The 16986-nt window shown below is 38.8% G+C and carries 15 protein-coding genes and 4 tRNA genes; all 19 read left to right on the top strand.

The genetic code is table 11. From position 1 onward, the window contains the following. Positions 1-97 precede the first annotated feature (97 nt). Entirely contained in the window at positions 98-1390 is a 1293-nt protein-coding gene (locus M3226_RS14220; RefSeq protein ID WP_251566384.1) for an adenylosuccinate synthase, read from the top strand. 420 nt (positions 1391-1810) lie between these two features. After that, positions 1811-1886 (top strand) — tRNA-Lys (locus M3226_RS14215). A 36-nt stretch (positions 1887-1922) separates the two neighbouring features. Continuing rightward, positions 1923-1994: transfer RNA gene (locus tag M3226_RS14210), tRNA-Glu, on the top strand. A gap of 63 nt (positions 1995-2057) precedes the next feature. Next, positions 2058-2134 (top strand) — tRNA-Asp (locus M3226_RS14205). Positions 2135-2139: 5 nt separating this feature from the next. Next, positions 2140-2212 (top strand) — tRNA-Phe (locus M3226_RS14200). Positions 2213-2792: 580 nt separating this feature from the next. Next, entirely contained in the window at positions 2793-4241 is a 1449-nt protein-coding gene (locus M3226_RS14195; protein ID WP_251566383.1) for a peptidoglycan DD-metalloendopeptidase family protein, read from the top strand. A 299-nt stretch (positions 4242-4540) separates the two neighbouring features. Next, positions 4541-5251 (top strand): response regulator YycF, encoded by a 711-nt coding sequence (gene yycF / locus M3226_RS14190; RefSeq protein WP_251566382.1) that lies wholly within the window; start codon positions 4541-4543, stop codon positions 5249-5251. Between the two features lie 7 nt (positions 5252-5258). After that, the gene (gene walK, locus M3226_RS14185; protein WP_251566381.1) at positions 5259-7091 is read left to right on the top strand and encodes a cell wall metabolism sensor histidine kinase WalK; all 1833 of its coding nucleotides are present in this window, start codon (positions 5259-5261) and stop codon (positions 7089-7091) included. Continuing rightward, the gene (locus tag M3226_RS14180) at positions 7088-8413 is read left to right on the top strand and encodes a YycH family regulatory protein (protein ID WP_251566380.1); all 1326 of its coding nucleotides are present in this window, start codon (positions 7088-7090) and stop codon (positions 8411-8413) included. The genes walK and M3226_RS14180 overlap by 4 nt, the downstream gene beginning before the upstream one ends. Further along, entirely contained in the window at positions 8400-9197 is a 798-nt protein-coding gene (locus tag M3226_RS14175; protein ID WP_251566379.1) for a two-component system regulatory protein YycI, read from the top strand. The genes M3226_RS14180 and M3226_RS14175 overlap by 14 nt, the downstream gene beginning before the upstream one ends. Positions 9198-9203: 6 nt before the next feature. Continuing rightward, positions 9204-9998, top strand: coding sequence for an MBL fold metallo-hydrolase (locus M3226_RS14170; protein ID WP_251566378.1), 795 nt, complete (start codon positions 9204-9206; stop codon positions 9996-9998). A gap of 305 nt (positions 9999-10303) precedes the next feature. Then, positions 10304-11539: a S1C family serine protease gene (locus M3226_RS14165; RefSeq protein ID WP_251566377.1), complete on the top strand. Its 1236-nt coding sequence runs from the start codon at positions 10304-10306 to the stop codon at positions 11537-11539. 135 nt (positions 11540-11674) lie between these two features. Next, positions 11675-11833 (top strand): CxxH/CxxC protein, encoded by a 159-nt coding sequence (locus M3226_RS14160; RefSeq protein ID WP_251566376.1) that lies wholly within the window; start codon positions 11675-11677, stop codon positions 11831-11833. Between the two features lie 101 nt (positions 11834-11934). Beyond that, positions 11935-12414 carry a 23S rRNA (pseudouridine(1915)-N(3))-methyltransferase RlmH gene (rlmH, locus tag M3226_RS14155; RefSeq protein WP_251566375.1) on the top strand — a complete coding sequence of 160 codons (480 nt, stop codon included), beginning with the start codon at positions 11935-11937 and terminating at the stop codon, positions 12412-12414. Between the two features lie 414 nt (positions 12415-12828). Further along, entirely contained in the window at positions 12829-13407 is a 579-nt protein-coding gene (locus M3226_RS14150) for a biotin transporter BioY (protein ID WP_251566374.1), read from the top strand. Between the two features lie 49 nt (positions 13408-13456). Beyond that, the gene (locus M3226_RS14145) at positions 13457-14923 is read left to right on the top strand and encodes an AMP-binding protein (RefSeq protein WP_251566373.1); all 1467 of its coding nucleotides are present in this window, start codon (positions 13457-13459) and stop codon (positions 14921-14923) included. Further along, the gene (locus M3226_RS14140) at positions 14919-16013 is read left to right on the top strand and encodes an acetyl-CoA C-acyltransferase (protein ID WP_251566415.1); all 1095 of its coding nucleotides are present in this window, start codon (positions 14919-14921) and stop codon (positions 16011-16013) included. The genes M3226_RS14145 and M3226_RS14140 overlap by 5 nt, the downstream gene beginning before the upstream one ends. Next, complete coding sequence (locus M3226_RS14135) at positions 16010-16405, top strand: MaoC family dehydratase (protein ID WP_251566372.1); 396 nt, start codon at positions 16010-16012, stop codon at positions 16403-16405. The genes M3226_RS14140 and M3226_RS14135 overlap by 4 nt, the downstream gene beginning before the upstream one ends. Then, positions 16402-16758: a MaoC/PaaZ C-terminal domain-containing protein gene (locus M3226_RS14130; RefSeq protein WP_251566371.1), complete on the top strand. Its 357-nt coding sequence runs from the start codon at positions 16402-16404 to the stop codon at positions 16756-16758. Before M3226_RS14135 ends, M3226_RS14130 begins: the two co-directional genes overlap by 4 nt. Positions 16759-16986: the final 228 nt, after the last annotated feature.

Raw genomic sequence — 16986 nt, 5'->3', positions numbered from 1 at the left:
TATAGGAAATGTTCGTGTTTTGTTGACTTTACTCTGCTAAAATTGATAAACTATGTGTAGGTTTAAATAAGAAACAGAAATTTCGGAGGTGCCATTCATGTCATCAGTAGTGGTTGTTGGAACACAATGGGGAGACGAAGGAAAAGGGAAAATTACCGATTTCCTTTCTGAGAATGCAGAAGTAATCGCACGTTATCAAGGTGGAAACAATGCTGGACACACCATCAAATTTAACGGTGAAACCTATAAGTTACATTTAATACCATCTGGGATTTTTAATAAAGAAAAAATTAGTGTAATCGGAAATGGAATGGTTGTTGATCCAAAGGCACTTGTAGCAGAACTTGCGTATTTACATGAAAAGGGCGTGACAACGGATAATCTCCGGATTAGTAACCGTGCCCATGTCATTCTTCCTTATCACTTAAAATTAGATGAAGTAGAAGAATTACGTAAAGGTGCAAATAAAATCGGTACAACCAAAAAGGGTATTGGCCCAGCCTATATGGATAAGGCTGCCCGTGTTGGGATTCGGATTGCGGATTTGCTCGATCGTGAAATCTTTGAAGAAAAGTTAGAACAAAACCTTGAAGAGAAAAATCGTTTATTTGAACGAATTTATGAGACAGAAGGTTTTAAAAAGGAAGATATTCTAGATGAATACTATGAATATGGACAGCAAGTTAAAAAGTATGTATGTGATACATCTGTTGTCTTAAATGATGCTCTAGATGAAGGCAAACGTGTTCTGTTCGAAGGTGCCCAAGGGGTTATGCTTGATATTGACCAAGGTACATATCCATTCGTTACTTCTTCAAATCCTGTTGCAGGTGGAGTAACGATTGGGTCTGGTGTAGGTCCATCTAAAATCACACATGTTGTTGGTGTTTGTAAGGCCTATACATCACGTGTAGGTGATGGCCCATTCCCAACTGAATTAAATAATGAAATTGGAAATCGGATTCGTGAAGTAGGCCGTGAGTATGGTACAACAACAGGCCGTCCGCGCCGTGTCGGCTGGTTCGATAGTGTTGTCGTGCGCCATGCCCGTCGTGTCAGCGGCTTAACTGATCTTTCCCTAAATTCTATTGATGTGTTAACAGGGATTGAGACGTTAAGGATTTGTACGGCTTATCGCTATAAGGATGAAGTTATTACTGAATATCCAGCAAACTTAAGAATTCTTTCACAATGTGAACCAATTTATGAGGAGCTTCCTGGCTGGACCGAGGATATTACTGGTGTTAAATCACTGGATGAGCTTCCTCTTAACGCCCGTCATTATGTAGAACGTGTAACCCAGTTGACAGGTGTGCCATTGACCACCTTCTCTGTCGGCCCAGATCGCACGCAAACAAATGTAGTCCGCAGCCCTTGGAGACAAATATAAAAGCGAAAGGGTCTTGCACAGGGGCGACAGGCATAAGGGCCGACGAGAAGGTTGCTCTATAGCCTTCTTGGCGGATTTGGCTGTAGATCTTTGAGCCCCTAGGCGCTGTAGCTAGATAGTTATCAAAGATAAAAACATTCCATTCTTCTTTAATGAGGAGCCCTCTTCTATGAGGGCTTTAAACTTTTTTTAAAAACTTTTAAAAAAGGTATTGCACTAGTTATAACATCCATGCTATTATAAAAAGCGTCGTCACGATACGATGTTAAAAAGTACGAGCCATTAGCTCAGTTGGTAGAGAACGATCGAATAAGCTCCATTGAAACAGCATCAGGGCACACACCGAGCTGCTGCTTGAATAAGCTTACTGAGGCGTGGGCATCCGGCGAAAATTAAAGTTTAGGAACAACATATTAATACGAGCCATTAGCTCAGTTGGTAGAGCATCTGACTTTTAATCAGAGGGTCGAAGGTTCGAGTCCTTCATGGCTCACCAAAGTTTTTTTGCATAGCAAAATAACTTTCAATATATGGCCCCTTGGTCAAGCGGTTAAGACACCTCCCTTTCACGGAGGTAACACGGGTTCGAGTCCCGTAGGGGTCATGGCTTTTGATTGTCAGCAAAAGGCTGGCAAGGACGGTTTCCTTGCTGACAATCAATTAATTTGGTCTGGTAGTTCAGTTGGTTAGAATGCCTGCCTGTCACGCAGGAGGTCGCGGGTTCGAGTCCCGTCCAGACCGCCATTGTTGGCTCAGTAGCTCAGTCGGTAGAGCAAAGGACTGAAAATCCTTGTGTCGGCGGTTCGATTCCGTCCTGAGCCATTAAAAAGAAGCTGCATATGCAAGCTTCTTTTTTGTTTTTCGATTAGGAAATTATAAAATTTTCGCTTGTGGATAACTGTTAATAAAAGGACTGTCGACGTCCAGCTCCAGCGCCTAGCTCCTCGATGGTCTACAGACGCACAGGGAAAGAAGGCAAAGACCGCCTTCCTTCCCTGTGCGTCTTATGCTTGTCGGAGCTGTTCAAGGCGCTTGCACTTTTGTTTTTATGCAATTATTCTGTAATAATCTTCCCTCCTTTTTGCCATGATGCTTCATCCCAACTCCTCCATATAGAAAATCCCAACCTTGTTAGTCTTGTCCTATTAGAAGTTTGCACAATAAGGGTTTTTCTCCTATTACTGGATGAAATTCGACAAATACATTATGAAAATAGGACTAGTAATATGTCGGTAAAATGTGAAAAATGTCAGCGGTTATACATTTATGTTACATAATGAAGACTATTTATCTACCTAAATAAAACTATGTTAAAGTAGTAATGGTCAAAAATATGGGAAAATTCTTTACTAGACATACATATACGACTGATAAGGGTTTTACCGTGGTTTAGGAGGAGAAAATGTTATTTTCTAATAAAGGAACTAAAACAAATAAATTTTTACTGTTAAAAACAACGGTCATTACGGCTATGGCTGCTTCAGTTATTGCTTTTAGTAATGGTCCTATTGCATTTGCTTTATCATCAAACTCTACTAAAATCTATCATGTATATCTAAATGGGACCTATGTAGGTAATGTTACCGATAAGAATGTAGTGAATAAACTAATCGCCGAGAAAGTAGACACCGCGAGGAAAATGTTTACAAATGTTGACTTGAAGATTGAGCCGCAAGTCCAATACATACCGGAACAGGTCTTCAACTCAACAGCTAATAATCAGCAAACCGTTAATCATTTTAATCATATCTTCCGGCTGGAGGCTGAATCTTCAGCGATTATAATGGATGGGACACCGGTGGTTTACCTGGATAATAAAGATTCTGCTGAGGAAGTAATAAGAAAACTGAAGCTGCAATATGTATCAGAATCTCAACTGAATGAACTTGAGGCAAGGAACAAACAAAAAGATGTAGTTCTGCCCCCTCTTGAAGAAAATGAAACTCGTTTATTAGACGTCCGTTTATCAAAGGATGTATCAATTGAAGAAAAAAATATTACACCAGAAAAAATTATGACCGCTGATGATGCCGTAACCTTTTTACAAAAGGGCACTTTAGAAGAAAAGAAATATGAGGTTGCAGCGGGCGACGCTCTCGAAACCATTGCACATAAGCATGGCTTAAAAGTAGGAGATTTAATCGCATTAAATCCTGGTTTAACAGCGGGCAGCCTTTTAAAGGTTGGTCAGGAATTAAATGTGACAGAGCTTAAACCGTTTATTGAAGTGATTGTTGATAAAGAAGTCAGCCAAAAGGAAGTCATTCCATTTTCTAACCAAGTTGTTGAGGATCCCTCTTTACCAAAGGGGGAAACTAAGGAAAAGCAACCCGGGCAGAATGGATCTCGTTTGGTTACCTATCAAATTTCCGAACAAAACGGTGTAGCTGTTAAAAAAGAGCAGTCCAATGAGCAGAATGTTGTACAGCCTGTTAATCATATTGTGGTAAAAGGAACGAAAGTAATCCCTTCGCGCGGTGAGGGCAGCCTTGCATGGCCGGCTGTCGGTGGTTATATATCCAGCAAGCAGGGAATGCGCTGGGGCAAAATGCATAAGGGCATCGATATCGCTAGACCTAGTAATAAGACGATAAAGGCTGCTGATAATGGTGTGGTGGTTTTTGCCGGCTGGGGTAATGGTTATGGGAATAAAATTATTATTGACCATCACAACGGTTTCCAAACTCTTTACGGACACATGTCTTCCTTAAATGTCAAAGCAGGCCAAACGGTGTCAAAAGGCACTGCTATCGGGATTATGGGAGCAACTGGTGACGCCACCGGTGTTCATCTTCATTTTGAAGTATATAAAAACGGGAGTCTGGTCAACCCGCTATCTTATTTACATTAATGGTAAGAGTCTCTAGTGCATAACTAGAGGCTCTTCTATGTTGGACATGATTGTAAAATTTGTTAATGAATGTTATACCAAACTTACCAATTGCTACTTATAGATGAATTTCTACGTATAAAATGGTAAAGTAAAATAGAATAGGTATGACTTCTAGAAACTCATTGGTAAAGGAACGGAGCGTCGCGAAAGCAAATTGTTTTACCAATCTGAGTAAAAAATACATTTTTCACTTTTCACTGATTAAGCTTGAGCTTGCTCACACCGCCTTATTCAATTGAATAAAAAGGAGTAATTATATGGAAAAGAAAATACTTGTTGTGGATGATGAAAAACCGATTGCAGATATTTTACAATTTAACTTAAAAAAAGAAGGCTATGCCGTATATTGTGCTTATGATGGCAATGAAGCCATTCAGTTAGTCGAAGAAGTTCAGCCTGATTTGATTCTCTTAGATATTATGCTTCCATTACGTGACGGAATGGAAGTGTGTCGTGAAGTCCGTAAAAAATATGAAATGCCCATTATCATGCTGACAGCTAAGGATTCAGAAATTGATAAGGTCCTTGGTCTAGAACTGGGCGCAGATGATTATGTTACAAAGCCTTTTAGTACCAGGGAGTTAATTGCCCGTGTAAAAGCAAATTTACGCCGTCATAATCAAATTTTATCGCAGCCAGATGCTGAAAATGAGACAAATGAAATCGAGATTGGTTCACTTATCATTCATCCGGATGCCTATGTGGTTTCCAAACGAGGCGAGACCATTGAGCTGACACATCGCGAATTTGAATTGCTATATTACCTAGCCCAGCATATTGGTCAAGTTATGACTAGAGAGCATTTACTGCAAACGGTATGGGGATATGACTATTATGGTGATGTACGAACTGTCGATGTAACAGTAAGGCGCTTACGTGAAAAAATTGAGGATAGCCCAAGCCATCCAACATGGATTGTCACACGCCGCGGGGTTGGCTACTATTTGCGCAATCCTGAACAGGAGTAATTAATTAATGAAAAAGGTTGGTTTCTTTCGTTCTATACATGTAAAGTTTGTTCTCATTTATGTCCTTCTCATCTTAGTAGCGATGCAAATTATCGGTGTTTACTTTGTCAAACAACTTGAACAAACATTGCGGACAAACTTTCAAACTTCCATTAAACAGCGGGTGGATTTACTAGCTTATAATGTCGTCGAGGAAATGGAAAAAGAAAGAAAGGCAGAAGACCCAACACTTGAGGAAGATTTGAAGAAAATTCTTAAGGACTTTGATGTTGGTGATAACGATATCACAGAGGTCCAAGTGATTGAGAATCGGTCCTTAAAGATACTTGGTACCTCTCAATCCAGTAACCAGGGACTTGTTGGTCAAAGGACAACCGTACTTCAGGTAAAGCAATCAATGGTTTTGGAAGAAGATCAAAGTTCCATCAAGATTGAACAGAAAACCGGACATCGAATCTGGGTCCTCTCAACGCCTATTAAATCTGGTAAAAAGGTAATTGGTGCCATTTACCTTGTAGCAAAAATTGAAAATGTGTTTGAGCAAATGAAAACTATTAATAATATTTTTGCTACAGGTACCGCCATTGCCTTATCAATAACGGCTTTATTGGGGATTTTATTAGCCCAAACCATTACACGGCCAATAGCAGATATGAAAAAACAAGCACTTGCAATGGCCAAAGGGAACTTCTCCCGAAAGGTAAAAGTGTATGGTCAAGATGAGATAGGTACGCTCGCCATTACCTTTAACCACTTGACGAAAAAATTGCAGGAAGCCCAGGCGGGGACAGAAGGGGAACGAAGAAAGCTGTCATCCGTTCTGTCTTATATGACAGATGGGGTTATTGCGACTGATAGAAAAGGCCGTGTCATTTTAATTAATGATCCCGCAGCAGAAATGCTGAATGTTTCACGTGAAACAGTTTTATCACAGCCAATTGTTGAGTTATTGGACTTGGATGATACAAATACTTTTGAAGACCTTCTTGAAGAAAAAGATTCGTTAATTTTAGACTATAGTACAAAAGCAGAGCGCTATATACTAAGAGCAAATTTTTCCGTTATTCAAAAGGAGACGGGTTTTGTTAATGGTTTGATTGCCGTATTGCATGATATCACGGAGCAAGAAAAGATTGACGCAGAAAGAAGAGAATTCGTGGCCAATGTATCACATGAATTAAGGACACCTCTCACCACAATGCGCAGTTATTTAGAGGCACTTGCAGATGGCGCATGGCAAGATTCCGAAATAGCCCCTAACTTCTTAGAGGTAACACGGACCGAAACGGAAAGAATGATCCGTCTTGTCAATGACCTGCTCCAATTATCAAAAATGGATAGCACTGATTACAAGCTGACAAAGGAATGGGTAAACTTTGTTGACTTCTACAATAACATTATTGATCGGCTTGAAATGTCCAAGGAGCAGAACGTAACCTTTAAACGTAAGCTTCCGAACCAGGCGATCTTTGTGGAAGTAGATGAGGATAAAATGACCCAGGTCTTATACAATATTATCTCTAACGCCTTAAAGTATTCTCCTGAGGGTGGACAGGTTACTTTTTCGATAAAAGAAAAAGAAGATAAGATTATTGTCAGCGTATCGGACCAAGGGGTAGGAATTCCGAAAGAGAATATTGGGAAAATCTTTGATCGTTTTTACCGGGTCGATAAGGCAAGAACCCGTAAATTGGGCGGTACAGGTCTGGGACTTGCGATTGCTCAGGAAATGGTTAAGGCTCATGGCGGATCGATTTGGGCAACAAGTGAAGAAGGAAAAGGGACGAAGATATCCTTTTCCCTGCCGTATGAACGTTCTGAAGAGGATGAATGGTCATGAGATACGAAAATATAAAATCAGGAATTTTAACAATTTTAGTCTTGGTGAGTCTTCTGCTAACTTGGAATCTTTGGACCTACCAGCCAAACTATGACAAATTGGAAAAAAGCAAAACTTTGGAAGAGGTAACAGTCGATAAAAAACAAGAAGTGACAAAAATAGTTAGACCAGATCAGGTATTATTTCATGTGAAAGGACAGCACTATGGAACTAGTAATCCTGATGAATTGGATAAGTTAATTAAAGAAATAAGCAGCTGGACCATCTCTGATGTGAAAAACTATACCGAAAAGGCTGGAAATGTGGACAGTTTTATCCATGGCAGCGGCAATGCTGAACTAGTCTTCCCTAGTGATGTTCCGATTGAGTTATATCTTAGTGTTTTAAATATTGAAGGGAAGAAAATCCCGCCCTTCAATTTTAATCGTATTATTATTAATGTTAATAATTTGGAAAAGGGTAATAGCAGTGTTTACTTTGCCTCCACTGAAACGGGACAGGTCTATATCGGTCATATTTCATCTGCCAATTTAAATGAGTTTAATCGGGATTACTATAAAAATGCTGCAAAATATCCAAAGTTTTTTGCTTATAAAGTATCTGATAAACGCACATTTTATCTGCCAGAGGATAAAACAAAAATGACAACCTATAAGTATTTACCTGTAACGCTTAATTCCGATGAATTTAAAGATGCACTTTTTGACGATCCAAGTTTTGTTCAAAGAAGTTCTATTCCCCATGGGGAGGAATTTACGAACGATTCTAGTAAAATGACGGTCAACTATGACAGTAATATTTTGCAATATATCAATCCGACAACAGAAGACAGCTTTGTGGATAGTTCATACGATTTGGTCAAAAGAAGTATTGATTTTGTCAATGAACATGGAGGCTGGACAGATTCATTTCGTTATGTTTCTAAAAGTGAGTCCAAACGATCGGTTATTTTCCGCTTATACAGTAGGGATGGTTATCCTATTTTTAACGATAATGGATTATCCGAAATTACGGAGGAATGGGGACATGACGAGATTAATAAATATGTCCGCCCGAATATTACCTTAGATCTTCCATTAATAACAGAAATGCAAACTGTTACGCCTCCATCAGGACATGAAATCTTGGCGGTTTTACAAAGTAATAAGAACTTTAAACCGGAGCTTCTCGAAGAACTTGTCCTTGGCTATCAAATGGTAAGGAGTTCGGATGAGAATAAACTGATTCTCTTAGAACCTGCCTGGTTTTATCGGTATAACAAATCTTGGGGTCAAATTATGCTGAGTGACCTGGGAGGAGGTTCTGCGGATGGATTGGAGTAAAATAAAAACCATTTTTATCATTACCTTTTTAATTTTAGATGTGTATCTCTTATTTCAATTTATGAAAATGCGGGATGCTAATAACTACGAAGTGATAACGCCGACTTCCTTTGAAGATAAATTGAAGGCGGATGAGATTACGTATGTTGAGCTTCCAAAGGCCCCAATTAAAGATCAATACCTTAGTGCGAAGCCTAGGACATTTACAAAAGGGGATATGGCAAAATTGAAAGGACAGAAGGCCGTGTCAATGGAGCCTACCTCTACTCTCGTTGTCATGCTGGATAAACCAATTCAGTTAAGTTCTAAGTTTGAACCTGCAGATCTTGCTTCTTTTATTAAAGCAGGAATACTTTATGGTGAGCATTATCAATTCTGGGAGAAGAATGATAAGAAGCATACGATCACCTATTTTCAGCAATACGAAAGTTATCCATTATACGAAAATATCAATGGTATGATTACGTTTAATGTCAATGAGGATAACCAGATTACCTCCTATCAGCAAACCTATTTAGAGGAAGTTGAAAAGTTGACGGCTAAGGAAGAGATCCTTCCACCGTTAAAGGCAATTGAAACATTGCATCAAAAAGGCTTCTTAAAACCAAATAGTAAAATTACGAAGATTGAACTTGGCTATTCAACGCTTATCCAACTGGCTGCATCCCAAGTACTAGCTCCAACATGGCGCTTTGTGGTGAATGATAAGGACAGCCTGTTTGTCAATGCGTTTGAAGGGCAGATTATTGAGTTTAATAGCGAGGAAAATAGTAAAGTGGAGTGAAAAAGTATGTCGTTACGATATAGCATCCTAGCAAGCGGAAGTACGGGGAACGCCTTGTATGTAGAGTCTGAAGAACATTCCTTTCTAGTAGATGCCGGCTTCAGCGGAAAACAGATGGAGTCTCTTTTTGGACAGATTGACCGCGATATCAGCAAGCTTTCCGGCATCTTTGTCACTCATGAGCACAGTGACCATATCAAGGGAATTGGCGTCCTCGCCCGGAAATATCATTTGCCAGTCTATGCAAATGAAAAAACATGGCGTGCCATGGAAAGCTCAGTAGGCGTGATTCCTACAGAGCAAAAATTTGTTTTTAATATGGAAACCGTAAAGAGCTTTGGTTCGACCGATATTGAATCGTTTGGTGTGTCCCATGATGCAGCAGAACCAATGTTTTATGTGTTCCATCATGCAGGGAAAAAACTGGTGCTGATCACGGATACTGGCTATGTAAGTGACCGGATGAAGGGCACAATCTCAAATGCAGATGTCTACATCTTCGAATCAAATCATGATGTACAGATGCTGCGGATGGGCAGATATCCATGGAATATTAAGCGCAGAATCTTAAGTGATGTCGGGCATGTTTCAAATGAAGATGCGGCACTTGCGATGAGTGATGTGGTGGGAGATCAGACAAAGCGGGTCTATCTCGCCCATTTAAGCCTTGATAATAATATGAAGGATTTAGCTAAAATGGCAGTTGCACAAACATTAGAAAGCCGGGGGTTAATTGTTGGGGAACAGTTTGACCTTTATGATACAGATCCAAAAATCCCAACAATTTTAACAGCTGTATAATTTATCAGATGGAGGTCATTTAGACCTCCATTTTTTTTATAGGATAAGAAGGTATAAAGCTTTTTAACTTTGAATTGTCTAACTCCAGCGCCTATCCCCTCGATGGCCCTACAGCCAATCCGTCCAAAAGGTTAAAAAGCAACCTTTCGGCCAGCTTGTCTTATGCTTGCCGGGGCTCATCAAGGTGCTTGCGCTTTTCTTAATTGTGGGAAACGTTAGCTTTAGTAATTTCGGGAAGATTGATTATAATGGATGGTAGGAGCTAAAATAGTAAATAACACTTTTCGAAGAAGGGAATGGTGTAAATGGGTTATTATGACGATCATACACAGGGACGCTACCAGGAGCAAAGAGCTAAAAGAGGCAGTGTATTTCTCGCCAGCCTGGCCGGTGCAATAATAGGCGCAATTATTGTGATCCTTGCCATCCCAACTCTATCAAAGCAAGGAATATTGCCTTATAAACTAGCAACAGATCAAAATCAAGCAGTTGAAATGAATAATAATGATAAGCAGCAGAATGTAGTCCAGAAGGTTTCATTTGATGTTAATACAAATACAACAAAAGCGGTTGAAAAAACAGGTGCTGCAGTCGTTGGCATTAATAATATTCAATCATCAAGCTTTTGGTCTGATAATGGTGATTCGTCAGAAGAAGCTGCTGGGACCGGATCAGGAGTTATATATAAAAAGACAGGCAATAATGCCTATGTGGTCACGAACCATCATGTTGTAGAGGGTGCAACAAAACTTGAGGTAAGCTTGGATGATGGAACAAAGATTCCTGCTAAGCTGCTAGGCAGTGACGTTTGGACAGACTTAGCCGTGCTTGAGATTGATGCGAGCAAAATAAAAAACGTGGCGGAATTCGGCAATTCTGACAGTCTGAAGATGGGAGAACCAGTTATTGCAATTGGAAATCCACTTGGGGCAACCTTTTCTGGTTCTGTAACCCAAGGAATAATTTCAGGTCTAAAACGGACCATCCCTGTTGATATCAACCAGGATGGTGTGGTTGATTGGCAGTCTGAGGTATTACAAACGGATGCTGCAATTAACCCTGGTAACAGTGGCGGAGCGTTAATCAACATGGCGGGACAGGTCATCGGGATTAATTCAATGAAAATTTCTCAGGAGGCCGTTGAGGGGATTGGTCTCTCCATTCCGATTAATTCCGCTAAACCTATCATTGATGACCTTGAACAGTTTGGCGTTGTTAAACGTCCATATATGGGTGTGGATTTAAAGTCAGTGAGTGAAATTCCAGCGTATTATCAAGAGGAATCACTAAAATTACCTCGTAATATCAATTATGGCGTCGCCCTTCGTCAGGTAATGTCAAATTCACCAGCCTCCCAAGCAGGCTTACAAGAGCTGGATGTCATTGTCGAAATGGATGGAGAAAAAATAAACGATGTGATCGACCTTCGAAAACATTTATATCAGAAAAAGAAAATTGGCGAGAAATTAAAGGTTAAGTTTTATCGTCAAGGAAAGTTAAAGGAAACTACTTTAACGCTCTCAGGCGAAAAACTTGAATAAGCATTGATTTGGGAGAGTGAGTCATTCACTTTCCCATTTTTATTTGTATGTTATGATGAATGAGGTCAAAAGTATGATAAACATTGAAAAGGTAAATATAATCATAACGATATTGTTTGAAAGTGAGGAGTAAGAATGATTTATAGCTGTGAAGAGCATGTTGAAATTGCATTAGATGATATTGTGGATAAGTATCAAACATATCCAGTTTTATCACAAATATCTGTGGATAACCCAACTGCTAGTTGTGAATATTGTGAAAAACAGGCTGTATATATGGTGGCGAACAAATGATTCCATACAAGATGTGGATAAAAAATGTGAATATGTGGATAACTTCTGTGGATATCTTGTTTGTAAGCTGTTTGTAATTAAGTTGAAAAGGGTTGTGGATTGTGAATATCTCGATCATAACGGTTGGTAAGTTAAAAGAGAAATATTTACGGCAGGGAATCGAGGAGTATTTAAAGAGATTAACTGCTTATGCAAAAGTTGAAATGGTAGAGGTTGCTGATGAAAAGGCTCCTGAGGAATTAAGTGAGCTTGAAATGCTGCAGGTGAAGCAAAAAGAAGGCGAACGGATTTTATCAAAGATCAGCCAGGATACATATGTCATTGCGTTAGCGATCCAAGGAAAACTTCAGTCATCTGAGGAGTTGGCTAAAAACTTAGATCAGTTAGCTACTTATGGGAAAAGTAAGATTGCATTTGTCATTGGAGGATCGCTGGGTTTGAGTGATGAGGTAATCAAACGCTCAAATGAACAGCTGTCTTTTTCACGAATGACCTTCCCTCATCAATTAATGAGGCTGATTTTAGTCGAACAGATTTATCGGGCGTTTAGGATTAATAGGAATGAACCGTATCATAAATAGAGGCGCTTTAGTAATATTAACATTAATCAGGTAGAACCGTGTGATAAGTAGGTGAGTTTTACCAACTGGATGAACTCATGGCTTGGGATGCTTTCCAAGCCATTTTTTTATGCTTTGTACAAAGTAAGCAGCACATTCAATAGCCTTGCTATACTGTAATTTTAAGTAAAAACGTAGAGAAATGGAAGGAAACTAATTAGTGAATCACTATAAGTTTGTATGCTGTCTTGTATGATATTTTACATGAATACTGAATTACCTTACTTGTAAATTTACTATCCATAACAAATCCATACTATTTTGAATAATAACGTTTTAAATGTTAACCATATTTAATGTTAAGTTGACATTTAATTTGAGATTCATTATTATCATAGTTGTAAATAGTACATATTATTATTAGGAGAGATAATAATGAAAATTAAAGAAATTACCTTTGTAGCAGTGTTTGCCGCTGTCATGGGTGCTCTAGGGGTAGTTCCGCCTATTATGCTTTCTTTTACACCAGTTCCCATTACATTACAAACTCTAGGTGTCCTTCTTGCGGGAGGGGTATTGGGAGCAAGATTAGGGGCGATGAGCCAAACAATCTTTTTATTACTTCTCGCTGCAGGAATGCCTCTTCTATCTGGAGGAAGAGGTGGACTAAGTGTATTTGTCGGACCAAGTGTTGGTTATATAATTTCATGGCCTATTACGGCTTTCTGTATTGGTTATCTACTATCACGTTTTCAAACTTTAAAAATACAACATATTTTATTTATTAATCTGACGGTTGGAATTCTATTAATCTATTTAATTGGAATTCCTGTCCAAGCATTTATGATGGGCATTCCTCTTTTAAAAGCTGTTCAGTTAAGTTTAATTTATATCCCAGGGGATGTCTTAAAAGCCATACTAGCTTCTATTTTAGTTTACAGACTAAGAAAACACCCAGTTTTTTCACGCTCATTAGCAACAAGTTATTCCAATAACTTATCTAAAAATATCTAAATCTTAAGAGGCACCAGAATGTGTCTCTTTTTTATAGAGGAGATATATCATGGGAAATATTACAGAATCATATAAGACTTTTGCAAAATTATCCCCAGACAAAATCGCAATCCATACGAATCATCAACAAATCAGTTATCAAGAATGGTATGAATTAATCAATCAAACAGCGAACTGGCTTCATTCTCTTCATTCAGAAAATAAAACAATAGGAATCCTTTTGCCGAACGGTATCCCTTTCTTACAGCTCTTTGCAGGAGCCTCCAAGGCAGGTTGGATTGCTGTTCCATATGATTTGAAATGGAAGATAACCGAATTGGAAAAAAGGGTGAAACTTTCACATCCTTCTATCATTGTCACAACTAGAGAAATTTACTCTCAAATCGAACAAAGTATTCCTAATATAATGACTTTGGATGATAGTTTACAGGAAATCTCTCAGTTCGATCCTACAACTGTATTGAAAACGGAAGGAAATCAGCCTTTTTACATTGGATTTACATCTGGTACGACTGGAAAACCAAAAGCATTTGTTCGCTCCCAAGATTCGTGGGTGGCTAGCTTTGATTGCAATCGTTTTGATTTTGGGTTAGATGAATCCGATCAAGTTCTTATTTCTGGTGCCTTAACCCATTCTCATTTTCTGTACGGAGCCATTAGCGTTTTGTATTTAGGCGGAACCGTCTTTCTTTTAGATAAGTTCTCTCCTATTGAAGGACTATCATGGATACAGTCCTTTCCAATTACAACAATTTATGTAGTTCCGACAATGGTAGAAGCATTCTTGAAAGAAGGAATTCAAGTCGATAAGTCTATAAAAATGATTTCATCTGGTGCAAAATGGTCGGATAGATCGAAATTAGAAATCCGTAACATGATTCCTAACATGACTATGTACGAGTTTTATGGGGCTAGTGAATTGAGTTTCATTACTGTACTTCCTGATAGAGAAGGTATTCAGAAGGCTACAACTGTCGGAAAGCCTTGTTATGGTGTAGAGGTACAAATACGGCGTCCAGATCAAGAATTAGCAAAGCCAACTGAGACCGGAAAAATATATGTAAGAAGTAAATTGATGATAAATGGGTACTTTGATGATGAGGGCAGAACTATACATTCTATTCAAGATGAAGAGGGGTGGGCCACAGTCCATGATATGGGATATTTGGACGAAGATGGCTTTTTATATATTGTAGGTCGTGAACAAAATATGATTTTATATGGAGGAATAAATATTTTTCCTGAAGAAATAGAAAAAGTGCTTTCCTTACATCCAGATGTCGAAGAAGTTGCTGTAATAGGCCTATCAGATTCGTATTGGGGCCAGGTTGTTGCTGCAGTAGTGAAAGGAAAAAGCAGCCAATTAGAGTTAAAAAGATTTTGTAGGGCTCATTTATCTTCTTATAAAATTCCACGTAAGTGGTTTTTTCTATCTGAAATGCCATATACAACGAGTGGCAAGATAGCTCGTGCTGAGCTAATAAAACGAATGGAAAAAAAGGTGGTCAATGATTAAAAGAGCAGTAATTGTCCAAGCGAAACGAACACCGATTGGAAAAATGGGTGGAATCTTACGAGATATTCAGCCACATGAGCTTGCAGCTCCTATCCTCCAACATTTAGCGAATGGATTGGAAGAAAAAATAGAAGACATCATTTTGGGAAATGTAGTTGGACCAGGTGGAAATGTAGCTCGAGTTGCTGCATTAGAAGCAGGACTTCCTCTTTCTGTACCGGGAATCACAATTGACCGTCAATGTAGTGCAGGATTAGAAGCGATTCGAATGGCATGTTACTTTGTCCAAGGCGGAGCTGGCCGTTGTTATATTGCTGGTGGTGTAGAAAGTACGAGTACCTCTCCGTTTCCAGCCAGAGCAAGATTTTCTCCTGAAAAAATTGGCGATCCAGATATGGGGGTTGCAGCCGAATATGTGGCTGAAAAATATGCTATTTCAAAGGAAATACAGGATGAGTATGCACTATTAAGTTATAAACGCAGCTGGGAAGCTTATGAAAAAGGATATTTTAATCAAGAGATCATTCGAATTGGAAATTTCTACCGAGATGAAGAATTTTTTAGGAAAAGAAAGATGGAAGTACTTTTAAACAGGATGAAGCCTATATTTAAAAAGAACGGTACAGTTACTGCAGCGAACAGCTGTGGGATACATGACGGGGCTTCAGCTGTACTTGTCATGGAAGAAAACATGGCATTAAATAATGGATTCCAGCCTATTTTACGATTTTTGGATAGTGAAGTCTCAGGTGTACTTCCGAATTATCCAGGAGAATCCCCTATTCCGGCTATTCAAGCCTTAATAAAAAGGAACCAGTTAACCATTGAGGACATTGACCTAATTGAAATAAACGAAGCTTTCTCCTCTAAGATTGTTGCCTGTACAAAAGAACTTTCTATTTCTTATAGCAAGTTAAATGTTAGCGGAGGAGCTTTAACACTAGGACATCCTTATGGAGCTTCGGGAAGTATCATGATCACGAGGCTTTTCTATGAAGTACAAAGAAGAAAGGATATCAAATATGTACTAGCGGCGATTGGGAGTGGTGGAGGAATCGGAGTAGCAGTTCTATTCGAGGTGGTAACATGATAACTAATGAACATGAGATTATTTTTAATAAAGAAGATGTGCAACAATGTGTCCAATTGATTGGTGATCGAAATCCTATTTATCAGAGTTCGGAGAGGGCAAAAGACTATGGTTTCGAAACGATCCCTCTTCATCCAACCATGCCAATGATGGCTTATAAATGGCTTGCCTCCCCATGGGAGCTGCAACATCCTATTATTCATCGAAAACAGAAATGTATCCAGCATAAGAGAATGTACATTGATGAGGTCTATAGAGCGATAGTTGAAGTTACAGATCAATTCCAACGTCAAAATCTTACTGTTATTAAACAAACTCTATATTTATATAATAGGGATGGAAAACTTTGTTTTGAAGGAATATCTGATTTGATTTTGGGTGGTTTGGCATGAATATGGTTACTTTTCAAATTACCGAAAAGGACGTTGAACATTATGCTGTCATTTCTGGTGATTACAATCCAATTCATTTAGATATGGAGGCGGCAAAGCAACAAGGATTCACTAATAAAATTGCCCATGGAATGTTAACAGTGGCCAAAGTGTTAAGTGTACTTTCGAATGAATCTCTCATTCCTCAAGAGTTGTTAAGCCAGTATGAATTTACCTTTATCTCCCCTATTTATGTGGGAAATCTGGTAACACTGACTATCAAACGAGTGGAGAATAAAATAAGAGTAGAAGGAAAATGTGGAGGAAAGATAGTCGTAAAAGGATGTTTGATAGTAGTTAGAGAAAATCCCTGAGGATTTATACTACTGGAAAGATGTACAAGTTCAAGAGGAATTTCCTCATTTCATGGAGGAATAAAAATTCCAGTAATACTTCCAATAAAATTCTAGCAAAGTATTAAAAAATAAGAGCCTAAGTTAGGCTCTTATTTCAATATAAACAAAGGCACTTGACAGCCCCCTTAAGGGAATCACCTAGTAACCGGAAACTTTGGATTTCAATCTTCAATTCTACCTTAGAAA

It is taken from the genome of Neobacillus cucumis, assembly GCF_023715505.1.
Note: the sequence above shows the minus strand (reverse complement) of the source record. Positions and strands in the feature narration are given on the sequence as shown.

Coding starts and splice junctions, on each gene's coding strand:
- M3226_RS14220 (WP_251566384.1), top strand. CDS start 98: ATGTCATCAGTAGTGGTTGTTGGAACACAATGGGGAGACGAAGGAAAA.
- M3226_RS14195 (WP_251566383.1), top strand. CDS start 2,793: ATGTTATTTTCTAATAAAGGAACTAAAACAAATAAATTTTTACTGTTA.
- yycF (WP_251566382.1), top strand. CDS start 4,541: ATGGAAAAGAAAATACTTGTTGTGGATGATGAAAAACCGATTGCAGAT.
- walK (WP_251566381.1), top strand. CDS start 5,259: ATGAAAAAGGTTGGTTTCTTTCGTTCTATACATGTAAAGTTTGTTCTC.
- M3226_RS14180 (WP_251566380.1), top strand. CDS start 7,088: ATGAGATACGAAAATATAAAATCAGGAATTTTAACAATTTTAGTCTTG.
- M3226_RS14175 (WP_251566379.1), top strand. CDS start 8,400: ATGGATTGGAGTAAAATAAAAACCATTTTTATCATTACCTTTTTAATT.
- M3226_RS14170 (WP_251566378.1), top strand. CDS start 9,204: ATGTCGTTACGATATAGCATCCTAGCAAGCGGAAGTACGGGGAACGCC.
- M3226_RS14165 (WP_251566377.1), top strand. CDS start 10,304: ATGGGTTATTATGACGATCATACACAGGGACGCTACCAGGAGCAAAGA.
- M3226_RS14160 (WP_251566376.1), top strand. CDS start 11,675: ATGATTTATAGCTGTGAAGAGCATGTTGAAATTGCATTAGATGATATT.
- M3226_RS14150 (WP_251566374.1), top strand. CDS start 12,829: ATGAAAATTAAAGAAATTACCTTTGTAGCAGTGTTTGCCGCTGTCATG.
- M3226_RS14145 (WP_251566373.1), top strand. CDS start 13,457: ATGGGAAATATTACAGAATCATATAAGACTTTTGCAAAATTATCCCCA.
- M3226_RS14135 (WP_251566372.1), top strand. CDS start 16,010: ATGATAACTAATGAACATGAGATTATTTTTAATAAAGAAGATGTGCAA.
- M3226_RS14130 (WP_251566371.1), top strand. CDS start 16,402: ATGAATATGGTTACTTTTCAAATTACCGAAAAGGACGTTGAACATTAT.